Origin of the sequence: Salinivibrio sp. MA607 (assembly GCF_001996245.1) — a bacterium.
GTDB classification, from domain to species: Bacteria; Pseudomonadota; Gammaproteobacteria; order Enterobacterales; family Vibrionaceae; genus Salinivibrio; species Salinivibrio costicola.
This window is the reverse complement of the sequence record NZ_MUFJ01000021.1, coordinates 24332-48966: the sequence shown is the minus strand read 5'-3', so window position 1 is coordinate 48966 and position 24635 is coordinate 24332. Positions and strand designations below refer to the sequence as shown.

At 48.8% G+C, this 24635-nt stretch carries 20 protein-coding genes; 6 read left to right on the top strand and 14 right to left on the bottom strand.

Annotated features, from left to right (window positions below; translation table 11 throughout):
• Positions 1-120: 120 nt before the first annotated feature.
• From cspE (BZG81_RS10870) to BZG81_RS10850, 5 genes are all read right to left on the bottom strand, one after another.
• Positions 121-333: a transcription antiterminator/RNA stability regulator CspE gene (cspE, locus tag BZG81_RS10870; RefSeq protein WP_021023787.1), complete on the bottom strand. Its 213-nt coding sequence runs from the start codon at positions 331-333 to the stop codon at positions 121-123.
• Between the two features lie 338 nt (positions 334-671).
• Positions 672-884 carry a transcription antiterminator/RNA stability regulator CspE gene (cspE, locus tag BZG81_RS10865; RefSeq protein ID WP_077677359.1) on the bottom strand — a complete coding sequence of 71 codons (213 nt, stop codon included), beginning with the start codon at positions 882-884 and terminating at the stop codon, positions 672-674.
• Between the two features lie 278 nt (positions 885-1162).
• Positions 1163-3157 carry a transketolase gene (gene tkt / locus BZG81_RS10860; RefSeq protein WP_077660598.1) on the bottom strand — a complete coding sequence of 665 codons (1995 nt, stop codon included), beginning with the start codon at positions 3155-3157 and terminating at the stop codon, positions 1163-1165.
• 98 nt (positions 3158-3255) lie between these two features.
• Positions 3256-4206 carry a transaldolase gene (gene tal / locus BZG81_RS10855; RefSeq protein ID WP_077677358.1) on the bottom strand — a complete coding sequence of 317 codons (951 nt, stop codon included), beginning with the start codon at positions 4204-4206 and terminating at the stop codon, positions 3256-3258.
• A 180-nt stretch (positions 4207-4386) separates the two neighbouring features.
• A complete protein-coding gene (locus BZG81_RS10850; RefSeq protein WP_077460847.1) occupies positions 4387-5403 on the bottom strand; it encodes a sugar-binding transcriptional regulator in 1017 nt (338 codons plus the stop codon).
• 346 nt (positions 5404-5749) lie between these two features.
• On the opposite strand from BZG81_RS10850, the gene BZG81_RS10845 reads away from it, so the two are divergent.
• Positions 5750-8323 carry an EAL domain-containing protein gene (locus BZG81_RS10845; RefSeq protein WP_077677357.1) on the top strand — a complete coding sequence of 858 codons (2574 nt, stop codon included), beginning with the start codon at positions 5750-5752 and terminating at the stop codon, positions 8321-8323.
• A gap of 194 nt (positions 8324-8517) precedes the next feature.
• On the opposite strand, the gene murQ is transcribed toward BZG81_RS10845, so the two are convergent.
• Together murQ and BZG81_RS10835 are read right to left on the bottom strand one after the other, a co-directional pair.
• Positions 8518-9441, bottom strand: a complete 924-nt coding sequence (murQ, locus tag BZG81_RS10840) for an N-acetylmuramic acid 6-phosphate etherase (RefSeq protein ID WP_077677356.1) — start codon at positions 9439-9441, stop codon at positions 8518-8520.
• A gap of 9 nt (positions 9442-9450) precedes the next feature.
• The gene (locus BZG81_RS10835) at positions 9451-10563 is read right to left on the bottom strand and encodes an anhydro-N-acetylmuramic acid kinase (RefSeq protein WP_077677355.1); all 1113 of its coding nucleotides are present in this window, start codon (positions 10561-10563) and stop codon (positions 9451-9453) included.
• 143 nt (positions 10564-10706) lie between these two features.
• On the opposite strand from BZG81_RS10835, the gene nagZ reads away from it, so the two are divergent.
• On the top strand, positions 10707-11711 hold the full coding sequence (gene nagZ, locus BZG81_RS10830) for a beta-N-acetylhexosaminidase (protein WP_021023779.1): 1005 nt from the start codon (positions 10707-10709) through the stop codon (positions 11709-11711).
• 84 nt (positions 11712-11795) lie between these two features.
• On the opposite strand, the gene BZG81_RS15610 is transcribed toward nagZ, so the two are convergent.
• From BZG81_RS15610 to BZG81_RS10810, 5 genes are all read right to left on the bottom strand, one after another.
• Positions 11796-11972: a hypothetical protein gene (locus BZG81_RS15610; RefSeq protein WP_158009955.1), complete on the bottom strand. Its 177-nt coding sequence runs from the start codon at positions 11970-11972 to the stop codon at positions 11796-11798.
• Positions 11973-12112: 140 nt separating this feature from the next.
• Positions 12113-12967: an HTH-type transcriptional regulator HdfR gene (hdfR, locus tag BZG81_RS10825; RefSeq protein ID WP_077660604.1), complete on the bottom strand. Its 855-nt coding sequence runs from the start codon at positions 12965-12967 to the stop codon at positions 12113-12115.
• A 121-nt stretch (positions 12968-13088) separates the two neighbouring features.
• A complete protein-coding gene (locus BZG81_RS10820) occupies positions 13089-14555 on the bottom strand; it encodes a lactate dehydrogenase (RefSeq protein ID WP_077677371.1) in 1467 nt (488 codons plus the stop codon).
• A gap of 18 nt (positions 14556-14573) precedes the next feature.
• A complete protein-coding gene (deoD, locus tag BZG81_RS10815) occupies positions 14574-15284 on the bottom strand; it encodes a purine-nucleoside phosphorylase (protein WP_077460852.1) in 711 nt (236 codons plus the stop codon).
• 22 nt (positions 15285-15306) lie between these two features.
• Complete coding sequence (locus BZG81_RS10810) at positions 15307-15477, bottom strand: XapX domain-containing protein (RefSeq protein ID WP_021023774.1); 171 nt, start codon at positions 15475-15477, stop codon at positions 15307-15309.
• Between the two features lie 481 nt (positions 15478-15958).
• Between BZG81_RS10810 and BZG81_RS10805 the strand changes: the two genes are divergently transcribed.
• The 4 genes from BZG81_RS10805 to BZG81_RS10790 all read left to right on the top strand — a co-directional run bounded on the left by BZG81_RS10805 (position 15959) and on the right by BZG81_RS10790 (position 19664).
• Positions 15959-16873 (top strand): siderophore ABC transporter substrate-binding protein, encoded by a 915-nt coding sequence (locus BZG81_RS10805; RefSeq protein WP_077677354.1) that lies wholly within the window; start codon positions 15959-15961, stop codon positions 16871-16873.
• Between the two features lie 136 nt (positions 16874-17009).
• Positions 17010-17930 (top strand): ABC transporter permease, encoded by a 921-nt coding sequence (locus tag BZG81_RS10800; RefSeq protein WP_077677353.1) that lies wholly within the window; start codon positions 17010-17012, stop codon positions 17928-17930.
• Positions 17923-18870, top strand: coding sequence for an iron chelate uptake ABC transporter family permease subunit (locus tag BZG81_RS10795; protein WP_021023771.1), 948 nt, complete (start codon positions 17923-17925; stop codon positions 18868-18870). The genes BZG81_RS10800 and BZG81_RS10795 overlap by 8 nt, the downstream gene beginning before the upstream one ends.
• Positions 18871-18875: 5 nt before the next feature.
• Positions 18876-19664, top strand: a complete 789-nt coding sequence (locus BZG81_RS10790; protein WP_021023770.1) for an iron ABC transporter ATP-binding protein — start codon at positions 18876-18878, stop codon at positions 19662-19664.
• Between the two features lie 38 nt (positions 19665-19702).
• Here BZG81_RS10790 and yddG read toward each other — a convergent pair whose 3' ends face one another.
• Both yddG and BZG81_RS10780 read right to left on the bottom strand, forming a co-directional pair.
• Positions 19703-20617: an aromatic amino acid DMT transporter YddG gene (yddG, locus tag BZG81_RS10785; RefSeq protein ID WP_077460854.1), complete on the bottom strand. Its 915-nt coding sequence runs from the start codon at positions 20615-20617 to the stop codon at positions 19703-19705.
• Positions 20618-20674: 57 nt separating this feature from the next.
• Positions 20675-24418, bottom strand: a complete 3744-nt coding sequence (locus BZG81_RS10780; protein WP_077677352.1) for an EAL domain-containing protein — start codon at positions 24416-24418, stop codon at positions 20675-20677.
• Positions 24419-24635 lie beyond the last annotated feature (217 nt).

Here is a 24635-nt window from a genome sequence, read left to right as displayed (position 1 = left end):
GCCATTTGGCATACTGCCTGGCTGGGGCTTTTTGGTTTTGTGTCGATATACGGGCTATTCCCGAATCATAGACACAAAAAAAGGACGCCTAGGCGCCCTTTATCAATCAGACTCGGTTTCTTATGCTACAGAAACGTCAGACGCCTGTGGGCCTTTTTGGCCTTGCTCAACGGTGAAGTTCACACGTTGGCCTTCAGTTAGGGTTTTGAAACCGTCACCAACGATAGCACGGAAGTGTACAAACACGTCCTTTTCACCGTTGTCACGAGTAATGAAACCGAAACCTTTCTCTTCGTTAAACCACTTTACGATACCAGTTGCTTGATTAGACATAATCATTCTCTCTTAAATTACTAAAAATAGGATAGCTTTGAACGGAGTCGATGACATGTCTAGAAGCGAAAGTAGGTAACGTTAGAAACTCTATAATATTGATAATAGCGCAGCTTATGTTGACTTTTACTTGATGAATCATTGACGCTCCGTGTTCCAGAGCTGACACCACAATACAGCAATCCACCCACATGTAAAGCCTTTATGATATTTAATTTTCAGGTGCTCTATGTTTGCGGGGAAAACAAAGCGATTTTTGCTTGTGATTCGGTAGGATAGCCAAATTGAGATGAAAAAAAAGGACGCCTAAGCGCCCCTTATCAATCAGGTCTGATTTCTTATGCGACAGAAACTTCAGAAGCCTGTGGGCCTTTTTGGCCTTGTTCAACGGTAAAGTTAACCTGTTGACCTTCAGTCAGGGTCTTAAAGCCTTCACCAACGATAGCGCGGAAGTGAACAAACACGTCCTTTTCGCCATTTTCGCGGGTAATAAAGCCAAAGCCTTTTTCTTCGTTAAACCATTTGACGATACCAGTTGCTTGATTAGACATAATCATTCTCTCTTAAATTACAAAAATTAGGATAGCTTTGAACGGAGTCGATGACATGTCTAGAAGCGAAAGCGGGTAACGTTAGAAACTCTATAATACAGATAATAGTGCAGCTTATGTTGCCTTTTACTTGATGAATCATTGACGCTCCGTGTTCCAGAGCTGTGACCACCGTACAGCAATCTGTTCACATGTAAAGCGATGATGTTCATTTGGACAAAAAAAGGCCAGTCATCGTTGACTGGCCTTAGCAGGGTTAACGTGCAATCAGTGTGCTGTTAAGACAGCAGCTCTTCTGCAGTGTTAACCACGTTTTCAACCGTGAAGCCGAACATTTTGAACAGCTCGTCAGCGGGCGCGGATTCACCGAAGGTGGTCATCCCGACGACGCGACCGTCTAGGCCAACGTACTTGTACCAGTAGTCAGCAATACCCGCTTCAATGGCAATACGAGCGGTGACGTCTGATGGCAATACCGACTCGCGATAAGCGGCGTCTTGCTTATCAAACAAGTCAGTGCTTGGCATAGAGACCACACGGACTTGTTTGCCTGCTTCGCTTAGCTGAGCAGCTGATTCAACAGCCAGCTCTACTTCAGAGCCAGTCGCAATAAAGATCAGGTCAGGTTTGCCTGCACAGTCTTTGAGGATATAACCGCCTTTGGCAACGTTCGCCAGTTGGGTCTCGTCGCGCTCTTGCTGAGCCAGGCCTTGACGCGAGAAGATCAGCGCACTTGGGCCGTCTTTACGCTCTACCGCGGCTTTCCACGCTACTGCCGATTCGACTTGGTCACAAGGGCGCCAGGTGCTCATGTTCGGCGTTTGGCGCAGGTTAGCCATTTGCTCGACCGGCTGGTGAGTTGGGCCATCTTCACCCAAGCCAATTGAGTCGTGGGTGTAAACCTGAATGTTCTGCGTTTTCATCAGTGCCGCCATGCGCATGGCATTACGTGCATACTCCATGAAAATCAGGAAGGTCGCCCCGTAAGGAACAAACCCGCCGTGCAGGGCAATACCGTTGATGATGGCGGTCATCCCGAACTCGCGCACACCATAGTGCAGGTAGTTGCCGCTCGCGTCGTCTGCGGTGATCGCTTTCGAGCCTGACCACATGGTCAAGTTAGACGGTGCCAAGTCGGCTGAGCCACCGAGCAGTTCTGGTAGCAGTTTGCCGAACGCTTCTAAGACGTTTTGCGACGCTTTACGTGATGCGATCTTAGCTGGATTGGCTTGCAGATCCGCAATCAGTTTTTGAGTTTCGCTGTCCCAGTTGCTTGGCAGTTCACCGTTCATACGACGGGTAAACTCGGCGGCAAGCTCAGGGTATTGTGCTTGATATGCGGCAAACTGCTCGTTCCAAGCGGCTTCTTTAGCTGCGCCGGCTTCTTTGGCGTCCCACTGTGCATAGATGTCTTGTGGGATCTCGAAAGGCGCGTGTTCCCAACCTAGGAATTCACGTGCGGCTTGTACTTCGTCATCACCCAGCGGCGCGCCGTGACAATCGTGGCTGCCTGATTTATTTGGCGAGCCATAACCGATGGTGGTTTTGGTGCAGATCAGCGTCGGTTTGCCGGTTTCGGCTTTCGCAGCGCTCAATGCAGCTTGAATCGCATCCGCATCGTGGCCATCGACAGCGGGGATCACATGCCAACCGTAAGATTCAAAACGCTTAGCGGTGTCGTCAGAGAACCAACCCTCAACGTGACCGTCGATTGAGATGCCGTTGTCATCCCAGAATGCGATCAATTTACCGAGACCTAGCGTGCCCGCCAGTGAGCACGATTCGTGAGAGATGCCTTCCATCAAGCAGCCATCACCCAAGAATGCGTAGGTGTGGTGATCGACGATGTTGTGACCGTCACGGTTAAATTGTGCTGCCAGTGCTTTTTCAGCAACGGCCATACCGACGGCGTTGGTAATCCCTTGGCCGAGTGGGCCAGTGGTGGTTTCAATACCCGGTGCATAGCCATATTCAGGGTGGCCTGGGGTATTCGAGTGCAATTGACGGAATTGCTTCAGATCGTCGATAGCAAGATCGTAGCCAGTCAGGTGCAACAATGAATAGATCAGCATTGAGCCGTGGCCGTTTGAGAGCACAAAGCGATCACGGTTAGCCCAATCTGGGTTTTGCGGGTTATGATTCATGTGGTCACGCCACAATACTTCGGCGATATCGGCCATGCCCATTGGGGCGCCTGGGTGACCAGATTTGGCTTTTTGAACACCGTCCATCGCAAGGGCGCGGATGGCGTTGGCTAACATTTTGCGTTCCATGTGTTTACCTACAGGTTGAACAGGTGAAATAAGAGAAAACGATATCATAAAAGCGGCCTAAACCGCTTTTATTGTGTTAAATCACGCTTTGGGTTGGATCACAGTTGTTCGCGAATCATGTCTTCAAGTTTACCTTGATCGACCGCGAAGTTTCGGATGCCTTCAGCAAGTTTTTCGATGGCCATCGGATCTTGGTTGTGTTCCCACAAGAATTCCGCATGGGTCATTGCTGCTGGGCGTTTCTCGGTGGCGCCTGTGTCTTTTAGCTTCACAGGAATATCGCCTTCAGCATCGCTTAGCTCTTGCAACAATTGTGGGCTGATCGTGAGGCGGTCACAGCCGGCTAATTCTAGGATCTCACCGGCATTGCGGAAGCTTGCGCCCATCACAACGGTGTCGTAGCCGTGTGCTTTGTAGTAGTTATAAATGGTGGTAACGGACTTCACGCCTGGGTCTTCTGCAGGCTCAAAATCACGGCCTTCTTTGGCTTTGTACCAATCCATAATACGGCCAACAAACGGTGAAATCAGGTAAGCGCCGGCTTCTGCGCAGGCACGTGCTTGTGCGAACGAGAATAATAGCGTCAGGTTACAATTGATCCCTTCTTTTTCCAGGATTTCAGCGGCACGAATGCCTTCCCAGGTTGAAGCCAGTTTGATCAGGATACGATCGTTGCTGATCCCCGCTTCGTTGTACATGCTGATCAGCTTACGTGCTTTAGCAACGCTTGCGTCGGTGTCATAGGATAAACGGGCATCGACTTCTGTGGAGATGCGACCAGGAATGACATTAAGAATTTCTTTACCGATGTTCACTGCGAGGCGGTCACAGGTATCGGCGATTTGTTGGTCGGCATCACTGCTGTGTGATTTCGCATACGCAATCGCTTCATCAATCAATGGCGCATACTCTTTGATTTGCGCGGCTTTCAGGATCAGCGAAGGGTTGGTGGTTGCGTCTTGCGGTTGGTACTTTTTAAGCGCTTCGATATCGCCTGTGTCTGCGACAACGGTGGTTAGGGCTCGGAGTTGGTCCAGTTTGTTGCTCATCTTCACTCACCTTCTTTACGTGGTAGGCCCAGACGCCGAGTTACGTGCTAACGCTTGATCTGAATATGAACAGATGCAACGCGTCTGAGCAAATGATGTGACGATCTTTGAGTTTTTTACGCCACTTGTCAATTGTATTGCGATATAAAGAGAGTTACGTCTCACTCTTTTGTCACGAATTTACTCATCCTGTTGAAATGTGAACACGCTTTCATCAGGTGCAGGCTCCGACATATTCAGCAGAGCCATTGCGCAGCTTGCACTGGTCGCGAGTACATCGATAACGCCCGTTCTCAGCGCACCGAGTATCGATAAGGCTTTGCGGCTCTCGCTCGCCATGGCAATAACACTCGGAATACGTGCCAAATCTGGCATCGCCAGTCCAACCACACGACCACGCATCAGGTTATCCGTGGGTTGTCCGTCAAGTCGGAAGAAATCAAAACCGCCGATGTCTCCGACAATACCATGATTCACCCGTGCTTCAACAAACTCGCGTGCGGTAAAGCAACCCAATTTGACCATATGACTATTCTCATCCATATCGCCAATGCCGACCAGTGCAAACTCTGCTTTTCTGGCCTGGTTCAAGGTTTCACTGATATTCGGATGGGACACGAACACCTGTTGAATCGACTCATTATCCACATACGCTGGGGCGTATAGGGTTTCACTGCTCCCCCCAAACTTTTTGGCTAATCGTCGACAGATATGATCGGCATTAAACGCGTCACCGCTGCGGTGTGTGCCGCCTATTGCGCAAACAAACCGGGCTTGACGATGCGAGACAACCCCCGGGTGATCGGCGACCGCTGCGACATTTTGACCTTGGCCCACCGCAACCACCATGCCATCGTTAAGGTTACCGTCAAGATAAGAGGATACCAAGGTCGCGACTTGTGTACGTTGTTCTTCGGCGCTCGGTTGGTCGAGTGAAATTAAGGCGCGTTTAAGGTTAAACCTGGCCATCAATCGCTGTTCGAGCTGGGCACTGTGTACGGGATGGAATTTGACCGTGATTTCCACAATACCTTCTTCACGTGCTTTACGTAAAAGACGGCTTACTTTGGGGCGACTGATTTTATATTTGCGAGCAATTTCTTCCTGAGTCGCGCTTTGTTGATAGTACAAAATGGCGATTTCAGTTAATAAGTCGGTGTCTTCGTGATAGTGATCAGGGGGCGTTGATATGCTCATGCTCGATGGTCTCGCGACTGAACGGTACCTTAGGTTGCGTTTAAAGGCACGATGAATGCAATGCTTACCAGTATACGCCTGTTATACAAAACGAACAAATGTTCTGTCGCGATACCAATGTTCATAAGCTGTTACGGTGCTCGGTTATCGATTGGCGAGAATATCGTTGAAATCGCGAGCAAACGAGAATGCGTGGTGTGCTCTGTTTGAAAAAGTAGCCATTACTATCTAAGTTTATTAGTGCTCGTTCAAACAAAACTACTAGCGGCTGTGTAGAAGAGACTCGCGGCTACGTAGAAAAATAGCATGATGACGAGCTTGTCTTTGGCTAAGGGAGTGTGGCTTGATGCACGCACTACAATCACGACAACCCCTGATCTGGGGGGCGACATTGCTCGCATTACTCGCCTTGAGTACGTTCGGGGTGTGGATTGCTGATCTCAGTGAGGGTACGACCGAAGAGCAGCCTCTTCTTGACGTAAACTATAGTTACTTTGTTGACGAGACGAACGAGCTATCACTAGATTATGTGATGGCACATGCCCCTTTCATGTCGGTATCAGAGCCAACCCACATTCCATGGAAATTAGCTTACCAAACGTACTGGGTCAAAATCGGCTTTGACTATACGGGCCTCACTGAGCGGCCGATACATGTGATCACTGATAACCCTTCAATTGATTATCTTGACGCTTATCACGTCCTCGATGGTGAACAGATTCGCTCGCGTGTAAAAGCTGGCGATATCACACCAGAAAGACTGAACCGCTTGCCCTTGCCGTCCTCAGTGCCCGTGACCTTGCTCCCTGATCATGCTAATCAACTTTTGATCAAAGTAACGTCACGAGACATGGCAACCATGCCACTATGGGTGATGGATCATGGGCGCTATGACCATTTCGCCAAATCACTACATTTGGTATGGGGCGGATTTATGAGTTTTGCCATGCTGATGGCACTCTATAGCGCCGGTGTCTATGTATACAGTCGGCAGCGCGTGTACTTAATTTATGTGTTTGCAACTGTGTTGAGTGCGTTAGTGGTGAGTGTGAATCATGGCTTTAGTCGTTACTTTGTCCCTGATTTTGTCCAGATATTTATCAGTAATCACTTGGTGGCACTCACTGTTTGTTTATTAACGGTCGGGTTATGGTTTACCTATTTTTTCTTAGATTTTACGCGTAGTTCTATTCATCAACACGCGCGATCTCTATTTTTAATCACGACGGGTGGGCTGCTCGGTCTCGCATTACTGAGCTTTATTACGCCGGCTTATATGTCTGCCTCTTTTGTTCTCATTGCGCAAATCCCAGTCTACGGAGTGATTATTTATTACTTGTGGCAGCAATGGCAGCCGAGTAAATACTGGTTGTTTCTATTTATTTTGTGTTGGCTACCCGCAATGGCTGGTGGACTGACATTCTACGCACTGATGCTGGGTTACATTGATTACACTCTGTTGTCAAGTTATGTCTTGATGCTAGCGCTTGCGCTAACCATGATTCTATTTTCTCTGGCGCTTGCCGAGCGGTTTCGTTTTCAAAGGATGCAGGAAATGCGAGCGCTGACTCATGATACCTTGAGTTGTCTTCCTAATAACAACGTATTGCACATGGTGATCAGCGACCTCATTAGCCGCAACAACAATTTCAATTTGTGCTGTTTATCGATTGATAACTATAACAATTTATTGCCTTACCTAGATGAAAGTGCACGCGATGAATATATCAATGCGATTGCTGCACGTATGAATGACACCTTAGCGGTTCAGCCGGTACAAGCGATCAAAACGGACAGTGATATGCCCAGCCACCGCCTGGGCTGCCTAAAAGAAGGGGTGTTTGCTTTTTTAATTGAGGATGTGGATCGCAAGACGTGTGACCAGGTGCTAACTGCTGTAGTTGATAGCTTAAATGGTGATTTATGCGTGGGATCCTTTGTTACGCAAGTCAATGTGCGTATCGGTGTTTGTCACTATCCAACCGATGGTGAGCATCCAGGATTACTTATTAGCCGAGCGTTAAATGCCATTGACCAGCACCGTCCTTTTGTTGGCAGCTATGCGCACTTTAATTCTCATGAGCAGCGACACCATCAGCTACATGTCTCGCTCGTCACGGATTTGAGAGATGCGATTGAGAATGATGGGTTGGATCTCTATCACCAACCGCAAATTGATTTACGCACAGGCTCTATCCATGGCTCAGAGGTGCTGGCACGTTGGACGCACCCAGAGTATGGCCAGATATCGCCTGAGGTGTTTGTACGAATGGCCGAGGATGTCGGGATTATTAATAGTCTTACCCTTTGGGTGATTAAGCGTGCTTTTCAGCAGCAAGCGCAGCTTATTAACCGTGGCCACTGTCGTCGGCTTTCGGTCAACATTAGTGCGTCTGATATCTATATCCCTGATTTAGCCAATCGTGTGGTTGAACTGGCTCGAGAGTACCATATACCCACGAATTTAATTTCACTCGAACTGACCGAATCGATCATGGTGGAAGATTACAATTGGCTCAAGCAGTTGATTGCAGATCTATCGGCAAACGGTATTGAAGTCTCTATCGATGATTACGGGACAGGGTATTCGTCTTTGTACTTTCTATCTCAATTGCCTTTTACTGAGCTTAAGATTGACCGCAGCTTTGTGCGAGATCTTCCCAAAAGTAGCCGCCACCAAAGTATTGTTCGTGCAACCACCGATATGGCGCGATCGTTAGGGGTGATGGTGGTTGCCGAAGGGGTTGAGAGTGAAGAGGCCGAGAGCTTGCTTCGGCGTTATGGTGTGGACGTTTCGCAGGGCTACTACTATTCACGCCCCTTACCGTTTAGCCAATACCAAGCGTACGTGGAACGTATGGACAGTGCGCAGCCGAGTACAGTGATACGCGAACGAAATCGGCGCTCTTCATCTGGATAGGTGGATCTCAAAAAGTGTAAACCGTTCGCGAGGCTGTCGTTTACTAGCGCTGTCATTTGCAAGCGCTGTTGTTCGTAAGAGCTGTCGTTCGCAAAGCTATCGTTTGTAAGAGCTATCGTTTGTAAGCGCTATTGTTTGTAAGAACTATCGTTTGTATGAGCTATCGTTCGCAAGAGCGACGGATATTATGAGGATCAGCGTTGTGGCGTCATCGCGAGTGCATCGCGTAAATGTCCTTTAGCTTGCTCAATATGCTTTCTTGCTAAATGCGGATCCTGCCCGGTTAACACCATAAAAATGGCTACCTTAACCTCACCGTCGGCATGGGACAGAGCCTGAACCGCGGTCGCTTCATCACAACCTGTCGCTTCCATCACGATCAGGGTTGAGCGTGTCACCAGTTTTTGATTGGTGGCTTTTACATCGACCATTAAGTTTTGATAACACTTACCGATTTTGACCATGGCGGCAGTGGTTAATAGGTTCAGTACTAACTTTTGCGCGGTGCCAGACTTCATACGGGTTGAGCCGGTGAGTGCTTCTGGGCCGACCTCGGGCGTTATCGCGATATCAGCATGCGAATTGATCGTGGCGTTGGGGTTACATGATAAGGCGATGGTGACAGCACCTTGTTGCTTAGCAAATTCAAGCGCGCCAACCACATACGGCGTTCGGCCACTGGCGGCAATACCGACGACAACATCTTTCGAACTGAGGTGTTGGGCGTCTAGATCCGCGACACCTGCCTTTGGATCATCTTCCGCTCCCTCTTGGGCGATAAACATCGCTTTTTCGCCTCCGGCAATAAGGCCAATTACCTGTTCATGTCCGACCCCGAAAGTAGGCGGGCACTCAACGGCATCTAATACACCCAGGCGTCCACTGGTGCCCGCGCCAATATAGATAAGCCGGCCTCCCGCGTTAAACCCGGCTACGATGTGGTCGACAGCGTCAGCGATAGCGGGAAGTTGTGATTGGACTGCAAGTGCGACGCCTTGGTCTTCGGCATTAATCATGGTCACCAAGCCAAGTGTATCTTGCTGATCGAGTCCGTAAGTGTTGGGATTACGCGTTTCGGATAATAAATGCTTGAGTTGCTCGACGCTGGGGGCTGTCATTGATGTTCCTTAATAGGGTAGATAGATGGCACCTAAGCAACACGCTTGGCTGGCGCCGGTCACGGCAGGGACGTTGCCAGGCTGGTGGTTGAGTGTTTGTTTAGCAAGCCATGCAAAGGCAATGGCTTCCATATCGTCACAACGGATCCCGACTTCATCGGTTTGAGCGATTGCCCAGTTGGGCATGGCTTGTTGCAGCGCGAGCATTAACGTTTGATTATGTGCTCCCCCACCACAAACAAAGATGCGTCCGCGCTTTAGCGGTCGTATGGCCATGGCGATACTCTCAACGGTGAGTGCCAAAAGTGTTGCTTGTACCTGATCGGGGGAGAGCGAAAACGCGAGCAACTGACGGTCGAGCCAGTCGAGGTTAAAATATTCTCGACCTGTGCTTTTGGGCGCAGGGCGAGAAAAGTAAGCATCCGACAGTAGCCGGTGGAGCAGGGGCTGATAAGGCGCACAGCTTGCCGCCCATTCACCATCTCGATCATAGGCTTGATGGCGATGTCGTTGTGTCCACGCATCCATTAGCATGTTACCGGGTCCGGTGTCGTAGCCATATAACGGGCGATCAGGGCATATCATTGAGACATTGGCGATGCCGCCGATATTGACCACCGCAGTCGGTTGTTCGCTATCGGAAAAGTAATCGTTATGAAATGCGGGCACCAGTGGTGCACCTTGGCCACCATACGCCATATCTTTGCGACGAAAATCGGCAACAGTGGTAATACCGGTTCGAGCGGCAATCACATTGGCGTCGCCAAGTTGCATGGTAAACGGGTAATCCCCACTTGGCTGGTGATACACCGTTTGTCCATGACAGCCTATCGCGGCGACATGCTTAGGCAATAAGGCGGCGTGTTCGAGCAAGGAATTAATCGCCGCGGCATAACATTCGCCTAAGCGACGATCGAGCTCACCGAGCGTTGTCACTGACACAGGCTGACCTCGGCTTAACGTAATCACCGTGGCTTTGATGTCTTGCGGTATCGGATCACTGTGTCGCGCAATTGACTCGACTTGACCGGCTTGGTTAAACCTGACAGCGACGGCATCGATATTATCTAAACTGGTTCCTGACATGACACCAATATAGATATCGGCTCCAGAGTATGACATGTGGCTGTTCCTTGCATAATGACGACGGTACGATAGCAGTAATGCGCAATGGGTATACACAAACAGCGAGTATAAACAGATTGCGATATCTCGCAAAGTGCTTGATTATTCGTCTGTGATAAACGCAGGATGAAGGAGACATAATGGGACCCGTTTGGCTCGATGTGCACGCAGAGCAAATCGATAATGAAGAGAAAGAAATTCTCGCGCATCCGAGCGTCGGTGGCGTGATTTTGTTTGCCCGCAACTATTACGATTCCGCGCAGCTTCGCGCACTGACACAGTCTATTCGTGCGGCGGCAGGCCGAGATATCTTAATTGGGGTGGATCAAGAAGGTGGACGCGTTCAACGCTTTCGAGAGGCATTTACGCCGATCCCGGCCGCACAGTCTTATCATGCACTTGGTGCAGCCACTGAGATGGCTGAGCAAGCTGGATGGTTGATGGCCGCCGAGTTAATTGCGCATGGGATTGATTTGAGCTTTGCACCTGTGCTTGATCGCGGCTTTGCGTGTGCCGCCATTAAAGATCGCGCGTTCGGTGAAGAACAACAGGTGGTGACGCAATACGCCAGCGCCTTTTCAATGGGTATGCGCCGTGCCGGCATGGCAACGACCGGGAAGCATTTTCCGGGGCATGGTGCTGTGTTAGAAGACTCTCATTTAGTTACCCCTGAAGATCCGCGTGATATTCTGCAGTCGTCTGATTTCGCTATTTTTAAAGCGTTTATTGAACAAGGCTTATTGGATGCGGTTATGCCTGCGCATGTGGTCTATCCGCAGCATGATACACAGCCTGCCAGTGGCTCACGCTATTGGCTAACTCATATTTTGCGTCAGCAACTCGGATTTAAAGGGATTATCTTCTCGGATGACTTAAGCATGGGTGGGGCGCATGTGTTTGGTGATGCCCCTTCTCGTGCTAAGGCAGCACTGGATGCAGGGTGTGATATGACGCTGATCTGCAATGATCGCGCAAGTGCGGTGTCGGTTTTAGATGCATTACCGATTCAATCCGTGCCAATGGCAGATGCACTCCGGGTACGGACGCCGATTGATTGGCAGACACTTAAGCAAAATCCATTGTGGCAAACGACACATGCCGTATTAACGGCGTTCGATACCCATTGGCGAACGATGCAAGCCTAACACCGTCTCGGTGATAAGTGGCAACAAAAAGGCAACGCCGACGCATTGCCTTTTTTAATTTTGACGACAAACGTATCAACGCAGTTAGCGGTCATCACCGAAGTAGCTGTCCTCTTGCTGAGGTCGGTGCGCGCGTTTGCTTTGACGTTTTTTGCCTTTTTTACCGTGTGACATATCGTCATCAAAATCGTCGTGGTGGCGAGATTTAAACTTCTCTTTTTGTTGAGAGCCGTGTTTTAACCATTGATCCCACTGTGCCATGGTGGTGCTTTCCTAACGCTTGTTGATTTTTAAGGCTACGTGTAGCCGGATGATTAGGCAGTATGTTGTTGCCTAACAATTTTAAGATAGCCGAAAAATGCCTCACCGACTAGTGAAATTCGCCGCAAACGACCGTTTTTTTAACCGGCGTAAAGCTGACCGTTTGATTCTATTAACTGACTGATTAAATTGCTTTTATCGTTGTTTGTCAGCCAGATAAGGTGAAGAGGATGGGTAAGTGCTTGTACTTTATCGACTAAATGAAGTCGCTTGCTATCTAGGTACTGTTGAATCGCCAAGGAAGGCAGAAATGCGATGCCGCCATGTGTGAGCAAATAGTTTATCGCCAGGTGGCACGACTGGGTGTGTAACACCGGTGGGCGCTGTAACTGCGCTATTTGGCTTTGTGCACTCGCAAATTGTGTGCCCCAGTCAAGATAGATAAGCGGTAGCTCATCACTCTTATCCAGATGAAGATGAGCGACGTGGCTGACCAACTGTAATTGATAATTGCCAAGGTGATGAGACTGCAGCCCTTCAAGTTTTGGTAACTCTGACGTTAGGCCCGCGTCGATGCGCTTCTCAATTAAATGGCGAGCGAGTAATTGCCTTGGCGTTGATTCAGCACGGAGTAGCCAGTCGGTATGGTCTGCACCTATCTGATTTATCCATGCGCTTACGCCATCAAGCTCCCATAACATCGGTGACGCCCCAAATGTTAATTGGCTACTGGCGGCTTGTATGGCACTGACATCGTGTTGCGCACGTTGCCAAGTTTGCAGCATAGTTTCTGCATAGGGAAATAAACGCTCACCTGCTTCTGTGAGGCGAACATTATTGCGCTGACGAATAAACAGTGCGGTGCCTAACTGGGTTTCAAGTTGGCGAATACGAAAGCTGACTGCGGATTGGGTCAGATAAAGATTATCCGCCGCATGACCGAAATGGCGGGTCTTGCTGACTTCAATAAATGTACGCAGCAGTTGAATATCCAATACTTATATCCTCGTGACTGGCTTTTTAGTATCGAGATTCATAACGCGAAACATCGGTATCGTCAAGGGAGACGACGCGGGCGTTAGGTTGAACTATCGATAACAATCGGGCGGTGAGACGTTAAAGCATGAGGTCCGCGAGTGTGAGCGGGCGATCGGTTAATCCAAGACGCTGAGCAGGCGTGACGTGGGCGTGATCTTGCCAACATAAATTGTGCCAGGCACGGTAAATATCAAGTAACGGCAGTAACCCTCCAGGGCGTAACCGGCGTCGTGGCTCATTAACCAACAGTGCAAATTGCTGATGGAAGTGTTGTTGATATTTCTTCATCGCATCACAGCTTGCATGGGTTAACCAATAGGCTTCTCTGCCCTTATTTTGCCCATGATCGCAAATGGCTTTGCTCCCTGCACCGCTGCGCGTAAACGCCCAGCGATCGCGCCACCAACTGAGTAACACAATATCAATTTTTTCTGGCTCTGAGCCGGGTTGCCAATAAGGATCTTGCTCGACGTAAACATGGCWTACCCGTTTGTCACGAATATCGGCTTCGAAAACGGATAAACAAGCCGAGCGCAATAAGGGCTCCTGCGGAGAAAACACCACAATGTGTTGCCAATGATCAATAAAAGGCTTGAGGTTTAAATAATGGGCATAGGTGGTGTACTGAGGACGAATCAGGGTACCACGATTAGGGTAAATAAAGTGCAACGGCTGGGTGTAAGGGTCTTCCACATTTGAGCGTGAAAACACCTCTCGGTATTTTGCGTCAACGCGACCCAATAAGCCGTCAGGGCGTGGTGTTGGCTCCGAGCGCTGGCCTGCATTGGTGGTCGCCATAAAGCGGCAAGCGTCTTGATACGGATCATGATGCTCGGTGAGATGGTCATGATCATACGAATGATAGTTGACATCTTGAAGCAAAATATAGCCGCTATGCGCCTCTCCGGTCGCTAGCCATTGTACGCCATTTTCGCTGTTAGGTTGCAGCGGTGCATGAACACTCGCGAGGTGGCCTGTTGAGGTATCAGATAAAAAGCGTGTGTCGTACGCGGCAAGTTTTTGTCGACAACGCGCAGCTATTTGATTCAGGTGATCATAAAAGGTCTTTGGATTGAGAGAAAGCCGACGACAGATCTCTCGCACGGTATGGCCCGTGAAAAGGAAGGCCAGCAACTTTTGTTGCAGCTCACTCTTTTTGTTAATCCCAGACCAACGGTCGACAAAGGTACTTTGACAGCCTTTACACCGATAACGTTGTCTATCGCCGCTGTAGCCAAAGGCATGGTAACAGTGACGGTAGGTTAAGACTGGCTTACCTAAGTGCTCACAGGCGGGGTTGGTACAGGCACATAGTCCATCTGCATGGAGTTGACGTTGGGCTATCAACTCGGCATGAACTTGCTGGTTGTTGAGCAGAGGAGGAAACGCCCCGCATTCTCGGCATACTAGCGTTGGGCGTGCCGGATTAGAGCGCTGAACCAAATAATCTTGCTCATCCATTGACCCAAAGTTAGGACAGGTCAAGGTTTTACAAAAATTCAGCTGCAATTGACCGGCAGCGGGTGGCAGTTTACCGCTTGGCACGTTTCCTCCAACCCACATTTACAGGTTGATCGCGGTCTCGAGCGAGACAGTCATCATTTCATTAAACGACTTTTGACGCTCATCTGAGCTCAGTGCTTCACCACGAATAATGTGGTCAGACACGGTCAGAATGGTGAGAGCACGCGCGTTTAGCTCTGCAGCGACACCGTAGATACCCGCTGCTTCCATATCAACGGCAAGAATGCCAAGTTTGTCCATTTTGTTGAACAGATCGGCTTCTGGGCTGTAAAAGAGATCCGCAGAGAATACGTTACCAACGCGCACAGAGACGTTTTGTTTACGCGCTTCACCAACGGCAGTTTCCATAAGATGGAAATCACAAATAGCGGCGAAGTCATGATCGGCAAAACGGGTGCGGTTTACTTTTGAGTCGGTGGAAGCGCCTTGTGCAACGATCACGTCCATCAGTTTGACATCATCTTTTACTGCGCCACAGCTGCCGACGCGAATGACGTTTTTAACACCGTAATCTTTGATCAGCTCATGGACGTAGATGGAGCACGATGGGATACCCATACCGTGACCCATTACCGATACTTTTTTGCCTTTGTAAGTGCCGGTGTAACCGAACATATTACGGACATCAGTGACCAGTTCCGCGTTTTCTAGAAAGTTTTCGGCAATGTACTGCGCGCGCAGTGGATCACCTGGCATCAGGACTGTTTCAGCAAATGCGCCGTCTGCAGCGTTAATATGTGGGGTAGCCATAGTGTGCTCCAATTATCTAAAGTTAAGAGAAAAAGCGTTCGATCACGGCTTGATAAGCCATGCCGCCAAGGTAGATACCAACGATGCCCATGATCCCAGAAATCACCGGGGGAGCAGGCAATGGTAACTTGATCGCGCTGAAGAAAAAGCCAACAATGGCGCCAGCGACGACCGCAAGTAAAATTTCGTTCATTATAACCCTCAAACAACTCGTTAGATGCAGTTCAGCTCAATCCGGTACCGAATTTGCGACAGTCTTAGCTGTCTTTAATTATCGTTTCAGTCATACCGCTCGAGATGAGTCTAGTGTATGTAACCAGCGCATATATCCGCGCGATCTTGATCACAACTATATCCATGTTAACCCGTAAACCGGCCAATGATTACTAAATATGTTGATAGTGTCGGTGCAATCGCTTGCGTTGTAACCAAATAGGTCCGATTCGATGGTTTATTCGCGGATAAAAACGGGAAATAGACACAACACTGTCTGATATCTGTCTTTATTTTGCGCAAGATCAAAACAGTTTTAGTAACTGACGCCCTTATCGTGATGGTGTGTTGATCCGGCTTTATCAATAGAGTTATGAATATGAATAATTCTCACTTCTATTCGTGACTTGGCGTTTTAACTGCGTTAGCATGCTGCCATCAATTTTTGCGAGGAAAGGGCTATGCAAGCTTTTCGTTCATTTTTCCAATTCATTCTTTTAACCGTTTCTTTGGTATTAAGTGGTCACGCTGCTGCAAAAACCATCCACCATGCCATGGGCACCGTTGAGATTGACGATGTGCCGCAGCGTGTGGTTGTGCTTGGGCAAGGCAGCCTCGATGTGCTTGACCGCCTGGGGGTTGAACCTGTAGGCGTGGTGAAATCATTGATGCCAGATTACTTAGCAAAAACTTACCAAGATGATAAGTATGTAGCGGTAGGGACCGTTAAAGAGCCTGATTATGAGGCAATCTTTACGGCAAAACCGGATTTGATCATCGCAGAGGCGCGTATGGCGTCGCTGATGAGTGAATTAGAAGAAATCGCGCCAACCATTATGTTCCAAGCCGATTATGACCATTATTGGCAGAGTGTTCAGCAAAACTGGCGCATGCTGGGTAATGTCTTCGACAAACAAGAAAAAGTGGAAGCCATTATCGACCAGGTAAATACCAAAATTGCACAAACACATGAAAAAGCGGTGGCAGATAACTTCAACGCGCTTATGGTGATGAGCAACGGCAGTAAAGTGGCGATGTTTGGTGAGAAAAGCCGCTTTGGTCTGGTTTTTGACGAGCTGGGACTAAAACCTGCGAAAAGTGATGACGTAGAAGTGGCTGGCTCTCACGGCAACCTGATTTCTTTTGAATACATTGCCGATGCCAATCCAGATGTGTTGCTGGTGCTTGATCGTGAGCAAGCGATTGGTGAGGGACAGGGAAAAGCTAAAGCGCGTTTCGATAACCCATTGGTAAATAAGACACCGGCGCACCAAAATCAACGTATCAGCTACTTAGATCCAACTGCTTGGTATATCACCATGGCTGGGATGACGGCGATGGATAAAATGATCGACGATGTCAATCGCGTACTTTAATCGTTTTTGATGACGCATCGCTTTCTGTATAGATTGCTTTTTTACAGATAAAAGTTGACCCGGGCTTCTCCCGGGTCTTTGTGGTTTCAGACCCAACGGTAGTCGTGTTGTGAAGTATCTTTCTATTCCTATCCTTATGGTGCTGGCGCTATTGTCGATATCTATCGGTGTCGCCCACGTTTCTTTGGATAGTTTGTGGGCCGGTGATTCAGAAGCCTGGACCATTTTTACCACCAGTCGTATTCCGCGCCTGCTGGCTATTTGTCTTGCCGGGGCTGGGCTGAGTGTGGCCGGCCTGATTATGCAGCAGATTTGTCAAAACCGCTTCGCCTCCCCAGATACCACGGGCACCATTGATTGCGCGCTGCTTGGCTATGTGGTTACGCTCGTGGTTTTTAGTGGTGCAAACCAATGGCTTGACCTGACCGTGATTGTCGGTACGGCGATGGCAGGTACTTGGCTATTTGTCCGTTTCTTACAGCGCCTCAAATTTAAAAATACCGTGCTTGTTCCTTTGATCGGGATTATGTACGGCAACGTGGTCTCGTCTCTTACTCAGTTCCTGGCTTACAAATACGATTTGATTCAAACCTTACAAGCGTGGACGGTGGCCAATTTTTCATCGGTGTTGGCGGGGAACTATGAAATCTTGTTTGTTGCCATGCCTGTATGTGCCGTGGCCTATGCCTATGCGAGCCAATTTAGCGCCGCCAGTATTGGAGAAAGCTTCGCCAAGAATATTGGTTTGGATTATCAAAAAGTGGTGCTGTTTGGTGTCATGGTGGTTGCCTTGTTGTCGTCGGCCGTGGTGATGATCGTCGGTGTGATCCCTTTTCTTGGCCTGATTGTGCCGAATGTTGTCTCATTGTTCATGGGCGATAACATTAAGCGTAATTTGCCTTGGACCGCCTTTTGGGGGGTGGTACTGGTCTTAAGTTGCGATATTTTAGGCCGCGTAATTATCTTCCCTTATGAAGTCCCTATTGCCATGATCATTTCGATTTTGGGTGGTGTGATCTTTATCTACTTAGTGATGAGGGATAAAGCCAATGCGTGATGGACTCAAACTTTCTCTTGTTGCGGTGGGCGTTTTACTGGTCGCCGGTTATTTCTTAGGGCATGGCCTTACCGCGGATAATTATGCTTACTTTCTTTCTAGGCGTACGCCGAAGGTGCTTTCGATTGCGCTGGCAGCGATCGCAATATCGGCCTCTTCATTAGTGTTTCAAACCATCACCAATAATCGAATATTGACGCCCTCAATTCTTGGTTTTGATAGTTTGTACGTCTTATTGCAAACCCTGTTACTGGTGATCTTTGGTTCAACCAGTCTGTTTTTGGTGAATGCCTATTTAAACTTTGCGGTGAGTGTGGCATTGATGACGGTGACGGCGAGCGTGCTATTTACGCTGTATTTTCGTCGGCATCGCGCTAATGTCTATACCTTGCTGTTAATTGGTATCGTACTCGGGAGTGTGTTTGGCAGTGTTAGCCAGTTTTTCACCTTATTAGTTGACCCCAGTGAATTTGCGGTACTTCAAGATGCCATGTTTGCCAGTTTCAACAATGCGAATCGCGATCTGGTGTATATCAGTGTGCCGGTGTTAGGGCTGTGTTTGTTGGCGCTTTACCGCTATGCCAATCAGCTGGATGTTTGCTTACTTGGTGAAGATAATGCCACCAGTTTAGGCGTCGATATGCGCGGACTCACACTGAAGGTGATGGTGATCATCGCCATCATGATTGCGGTATCGACGGCTTTGGTCGGGCCTGTATTGTTCTTTGGTTTGATTGTGGTCAGCCTTGCCCGGCAAATGTTTGTGAGCTATCAGCATCGTTTTTTGATTCTTGCGACCAGTGTATTGGCAGTTTTTTTGTTGTTAACCGGTCAGTATGTTGTTGAGCAGTGGTTCGGGTTTGAAACCACTGTCAGTGTGATTATTAACTTTGTTGGTGGAAGCTATTTCTTGTACCTGCTAACGAAAAACAAGTTTTAACCATTATGATTGAATTAATTGGATTGTCGAAAGCCTACGGGCAAACCCAGGTGGTAAATCAGGCCAGTGCGTTGTTCCCACCGGGTAACGTGACCGCGATAATTGGTCCAAATGGTGCGGGGAAAAGTACGCTGCTCTCTATGGCGAGTCGACTCACTGACAGTGATGCAGGTGAAGTCTTGATTGGCGATAAACCGCTCAGTGAATGGAGCAATGAGGCATTAGCAAAAAGGCTGGCGGTGTTGCGGCAGGCGAATAATGTCAATATGCGCTTTCGTGTTCGTGAGCTCGTGGCATTTGGTCGTTTTCCCCACTCTAAAGGGCGACTGACTGCAGATGATGATACGGTGATTGATGAAGCGTTAGCTCAATTAGGGTTAACGGAGTTACAAGACCGCTTTATTGATCAATTAAGTGGGGGCCAACGGCAGATGGCATTCATCGCGATGGTGGTGGCACAAAACACCGATTATATCTTTCTCGATGAACCGCTTAATAATCTCGATATTCGTCACTCGGTGGCGATCATGAAGACGGTCAGAGACCTGGCACATCGATATAACAAGGCCGTGGTGGTCGTGATGCACGATATTAACTTTAGCGCTTGTTATGCGGACAATATGGTCGCGATGAAAGATGGTGAAGTGGTATCGAGCGGTCCCGTTGATGAGGTAGTGACCAAGCCAGTGATGGAGCGTATTTACGAGATTGAGTTTGAGGTTGAACAAATCAATGGTCAGCGTATTTGCCTCTATTATGGCGCGGCAACACCGGCGTTAGCTTTGGCACAGTAAACTGTATCCAGCCGCAAGAGCGGCTGGATACATCGTCACTAGTGTGATTTAGCGGTACTCGAGGTCTTGTTGCTGGTGGTCGGCGCTCGCGTCAGCCACCAGCTTGCCAATGAGCCGAGTGTCACCATCGCCACGCCTTGCCAGAAGGAGAGCGTCAGCTCGGTCGACAAGAGAATCGCTGATAAAAACGTTGATAGGATCGGGATAAAATAAGACAAGGTTGCTAAGAACACCAAATTGCCCTTAAGAATACCAAGGTTCCACAGCCCGTAACCTCCTCCCATTGCCGCACCGGCCACGAGCACATAAACTGCCTCCGACCAAGAACCGGAAAGCGCAGGCGCATCAGAGAGTGCAAAACCGACCCAGAGTGTGATGGCCGTTGCTATAAAGAACCACGTGATGCCGTTTTTTCCCTGCGCACTCATGCGGGTCAGATTACAATATATGGCCCAAATGATGGCGCCACTGAAAGCCAGGATATAGCTCAATGGGTTTGAGTGAATATTGGCGACTAAATGATGCCAAGAAACCCCCTGTTTGCCGCCTACTGTCCAGATAACGCCTAAAAATGCGATCATTAAGGCAGGATAAAGCCAAAGGCTGACTTTTTGGCGAGTAATAAGCACGGAAAAGAAGACGGTTAAGCACGGCCACAAATAGTTAATGACGCCCATTTCGATCGCTTGTGTGCGCGTATTAGCCCATGCTAGGGATAACGACAAGCATAATTCGTAGACCACGAATAACACGCCGCCGACAATTAAGTAGCGACGTGGAAAATCGCTGAGTTTGGGCGTACCGACAAAAACCACTAAGCAGAGCGCCGCGATAGTATAAATGGCGGCAGCGCCACCTACAGGGCCAAGTAATTCGGTCACGTGGCGGATCAATGCGACATTGCTGCTCCACAGTAGGATTGCACCACACCCTGCAAGCGTGTATTGATTCATAACAGGCAGTCCAAGCAAAAAAGCTTAAATTGCCTATCTTTTCGGCGTCTCGCAACCCTATTCAGCACCTTTTTGTTTGTTCGATACTTTGTTGGCAAGCAAGGTATCAAGTGGCGTGGGATAGTCGATTAAAAACCCTTGCACATAATGAATGCCGATCTCTTGTACGCGCGCGAGTTTTTCTTCATCAGACACCCACTCCGCGACAGTTTTATACCCCATGGTGTCACAGATACTGACGATAGATTCGAGGATCACTCGGTCAATGTCGTTTTCGTTATCGGTGAGGTTGGCAACGAACTGGCCATCCACTTTCACGACATCAACGTTAAAGAGTTTCAAGTAATGGAAAGAACATAGGCCGGCGCCAAAATCATCAAGTGCGATGTGAGCCCCATAGGCGCGTAACTCATCGATAAATGAAACGGCGGTATTTAAGTGGCTAATTAAGGCTGACTCTGTGATCTCGAAGCACAAGCGCTCAGCGGGAAAGACGGATGAGGCTAACAGGGCCTTCAAATGTGTTTGGAACTTGGGATCGCTGATTGAGTGCGCGGAGAGGTTGAGATTAAATTTAAGGCCAGAGTCGGCCAATTCTTGGGCGCGAGTATTGAGCACATAGTTAGCCACCCACGCATCAATGTCACGAATGTAACCAAAGGTCTCTGCGGCGGGGATAAATTGCCCCGGATTCATGATATTGCCATCCGTGTCAATCATCCGCACTAATAGTTCATACCAGTGTTCAATGGTTGGTCCTTTCGCGGGAGCGACTTGTTGACCATACAGGGTAAATCGATCCTCAGCCAATGCGCGGGTAATTTTTCCGACCATTTGCATATCGTTGTGGCGGCCTTGGGCGAAGCCTGATATATCGTTATAGTCGACGATTTGTCCACGGCCCGCTGACTTCGCTTCATACATGGCAACGTCAGCGCGGCTCATTAAGTCGGACAGAGTTAAGGCGTCATCACCGATATTGACTAAGCCGACACTGGCACTGATGGCGAAAATCCGCTCTTCATAAGAAAAAGATAGATTCTCGAGCCGACTGATTAAATCGGCAATTGTCTGTTTGGCATCCCGCATATTGCAGTGTGTGAGGAGGACTGCAAATTCGTCGCCGCCGAGTCGTGCAACGGTGTCATCACTGCGAATGTTATCAGCCAATGCTTGAGACACTTGGCAGAGAACATCGTCGCCCGCATGGTGGCCGACAGAATCGTTGATGATTTTGAACAGGTCGAGATCGACAAAGGTAAGTACCGACGGGGTATCGTCATGGTGTTGTGTAAGGTGCCTTTCCATGATGGTTTCAAAGGCCCGGCGGTTCGGTAAATGTGTCAGTGGATCGTGGTTAGCGTTGTAGTCGAGTTGCGCCATTAACGCATGTTCTTCAGACACATCACGTAAAATATACACATAGCCTTGATGACTGGTTAACGGCGATACTGCCACGGAGACATAGACGCGCTCCTCATTGGCTAACACAAGCTGGTAGGCATCTTTTATCTGTGTTTCAAAAAAGGTCGCGGTTTGATTATTATGTAAACTCGAAAGCAACACGCGCTGTTGTTGACGATACAGTTGGAAAATGTCGTCGATGGTTTGTCCAAGGGGTCGAGCCTCACCATTGAGAGTCAGTCGCTGCGCCGTATGGTTGAGATAGGCCAAATGACCCTGGTCGTCGGTGGTGATTACGGCATCGTTGATGGAATTCATCACTACGTTTAATTGTTCGCGCTCCTGGGCAAGGGTTTGGTTGAGTTCATTTATTTCAGTATTGTCCCAGTTGGCGCCAATCAATCGTATGGTATTGCCGCTATCATCGATTTGTACACTGGCAAGGGCACGCAGGTAACGCGTTCGACCGTGAGTATCGAGAATCCGGAATTGGGTATCGATACGTTGTTGATATTTGAAGGCTTTGCCGAGTATACGCTTGACCCTATCGGCATCATCTGGATGGAGGCGATGTTGCCAAGTGGCCAATGTTTCTTTACCGTCAGAGACGGGTATATCGTAGAGCGCATACATCTGCGCATCCCATTCGAGCGTGTCGTCTGCGACGTTGTACTCCCAAATACCAATGTTAGCCGCTTTGGTCGCGGCTTCAAGGCGGCGGCGTAAGGTATCGGTTTGTTGGTTGGCTAGGTGCTGTTCGGTGACATCGATTACCGTACTTAGCACGGTTTCTGTCTCTTCACCGGTTTGTCGCGCCGACGCTTGCCGTAGATATCGGTAATCTCCCTGATCATTTTGAAAGCGAAATACTTCGATCATACGATCAGTACGCCCTTCAACCAGCAGGCGCATGGCTTGCTCCCAGCCGTGTAAATCGTCTGGATGGATTCGGGCGGTCCAGGCTTGGTAGGTTTGGATGCTTTTTGCACTGATCCCCAATAGTGGCGCTGACCAACCTGAAAACAGAATAACGCCAGTATGAACGTTCAATTCAAATACGGCGAGTTTGTTGATATCTAAAGCAAAACGCCAACGTTCTAGCCAGCGTTTTTGCTCTCTCTGTGCCGCTTTCAGTGCATTAATGTCTTCGACTTGGCTGATGAGATGCGTCACATGGCCGGCATGTTTGTCACGGACCGCAGTGACAGAGAGCCTTCCCCATACTTGCTCCCCATCCGCGCGCAGGAAGCGCTTCTCCAGCCGTTTATTATCGGTATGACCCATGATCAGTTCATTAAAATAGTCTTTTAATGCCGCTTGATCTTGCTCGCGGGTAAAAATAGAAACATGGGAGCCAAGCAATACACGCGGTTCACAGGCAAAAAACTGCGCAAGGCTCGCGTTAGCGTCTTGAACGATGCCGCGAGGGTCGAGTATGGCCATACCAATAAGGGAGTTATGCATCGCTTGGGTTAATAACGCATGTTGCTCCAGATGATGCTTTTGATGACGTCGATAGCTATATGCGAATTGTGTCATTATCACCCCGACCATCATGGCGGCACCAGCCATCGCCATGCGAGACAGTGAGGCTTTTTGATCCGCTTCTACTTGAAATGTCAGTGCACCGAGGGCGGATAAAATGTCAAAGCTTAGTAATGTTAACGCGATACAGCCTAAACCAATCAGACGACTTTGCAGTGTTGCCGCCAACAAAAACAGCGCTGTGAGCGCCAAAAACGGGTGAGGTGAAAGATATAACAACAGGCTGATTGTACTGATCGCGGCCAAGCACAGGGCTATCAAGGCGATCCAAAACGTGCTCGATTTCGCAAGTCGATCATTAGGTCGTTCGCTGAGGTTCTCTTTGACGACTAACAAGAGAGGAAATAGGGCGACAAAACCGACAAATTCGCTAATAAACCACCGAAGTACTAAGTAATCGAACGGTTGATGGGTTCCTATTGACTGAACACTGGCACCGAGTGTCGCACCAAATAGAGGGCTGATGATAAGTGTGGGCGCTAAACCTCGAATAAAGGGCCACATACTCTCGAACGGGTTACCGTAACGTTTGTACGTTAATCGGTAAATGGTGCAACCTAATCCGGCGGTTGCAGTGTTGACAGCCGCCATGCTGGCACTGAGTGAAGCGGGAATCCCCATCATGGTATCGGCATAAAAGACGCCGGTGAAAAAGCCTGCGGCTGCGACAAGCCTCACGTAGCCTGAAAAGCAGCTAAACCCGAATGCGCCGGCAGCCGATACGTACCAAATCACGGCGAATTGTTCGCTTTCTGGCAGCACCGCTAATGAGAACCATACCAGCGAAAAGCTCATCGTGACTAAAATAAAAAAGGCCTGAATCGATTGGCGAATTCGTCGATGGGGGATCATGGTTCTCTCATTAATAACAATAATCTAGGGAGAGCTTAGCGCATTTTGCGTGGGATTTAATCACGTTTGTGGTAATTATCATATAAAGACACTCTCGATGTTTATGAGTCGCATTTATTTTTGTATCGCAACTGCGTCGCAACAGTTAATCCCCAAGATGTTAGACATACGGCTTTAGTCTAAATTTGATCGTGTTCACCGCGATGACCCAAAAAAT

Bases quoted from the DNA above. Each gene is read 5' to 3' on its own strand.
- BZG81_RS10850 (WP_077460847.1), bottom strand. From the start codon at position 5,403: ATGAGCATATCAACGCCCCCTGATCACTATCACGAAGACACCGACTTA.
- cspE (WP_077677359.1), bottom strand. From the start codon at position 884: ATGTCTAATCAAGCAACTGGTATCGTCAAATGGTTTAACGAAGAAAAA.
- BZG81_RS10800 (WP_077677353.1), top strand. From the start codon at position 17,010: ATGGTGCTGGCGCTATTGTCGATATCTATCGGTGTCGCCCACGTTTCT.
- tal (WP_077677358.1), bottom strand. From the start codon at position 4,206: ATGAGCAACAAACTGGACCAACTCCGAGCCCTAACCACCGTTGTCGCA.
- BZG81_RS15610 (WP_158009955.1), bottom strand. From the start codon at position 11,972: ATGGCACAGTGGGATCAATGGTTAAAACACGGCTCTCAACAAAAAGAG.
- cspE (WP_021023787.1), bottom strand. From the start codon at position 333: ATGTCTAATCAAGCAACTGGTATCGTAAAGTGGTTTAACGAAGAGAAA.
- BZG81_RS10790 (WP_021023770.1), top strand. From the start codon at position 18,876: ATGATTGAATTAATTGGATTGTCGAAAGCCTACGGGCAAACCCAGGTG.
- yddG (WP_077460854.1), bottom strand. From the start codon at position 20,617: ATGAATCAATACACGCTTGCAGGGTGTGGTGCAATCCTACTGTGGAGC.
- nagZ (WP_021023779.1), top strand. From the start codon at position 10,707: ATGGGACCCGTTTGGCTCGATGTGCACGCAGAGCAAATCGATAATGAA.
- BZG81_RS10780 (WP_077677352.1), bottom strand. From the start codon at position 24,418: ATGATCCCCCATCGACGAATTCGCCAATCGATTCAGGCCTTTTTTATT.
- BZG81_RS10835 (WP_077677355.1), bottom strand. From the start codon at position 10,563: ATGTCATACTCTGGAGCCGATATCTATATTGGTGTCATGTCAGGAACC.
- murQ (WP_077677356.1), bottom strand. From the start codon at position 9,441: ATGACAGCCCCCAGCGTCGAGCAACTCAAGCATTTATTATCCGAAACG.
- BZG81_RS10795 (WP_021023771.1), top strand. From the start codon at position 17,923: ATGCGTGATGGACTCAAACTTTCTCTTGTTGCGGTGGGCGTTTTACTG.
- BZG81_RS10810 (WP_021023774.1), bottom strand. From the start codon at position 15,477: ATGAACGAAATTTTACTTGCGGTCGTCGCTGGCGCCATTGTTGGCTTT.
- BZG81_RS10805 (WP_077677354.1), top strand. From the start codon at position 15,959: ATGCAAGCTTTTCGTTCATTTTTCCAATTCATTCTTTTAACCGTTTCT.
- deoD (WP_077460852.1), bottom strand. From the start codon at position 15,284: ATGGCTACCCCACATATTAACGCTGCAGACGGCGCATTTGCTGAAACA.
- BZG81_RS10845 (WP_077677357.1), top strand. From the start codon at position 5,750: ATGCACGCACTACAATCACGACAACCCCTGATCTGGGGGGCGACATTG.
- tkt (WP_077660598.1), bottom strand. From the start codon at position 3,157: ATGGAACGCAAAATGTTAGCCAACGCCATCCGCGCCCTTGCGATGGAC.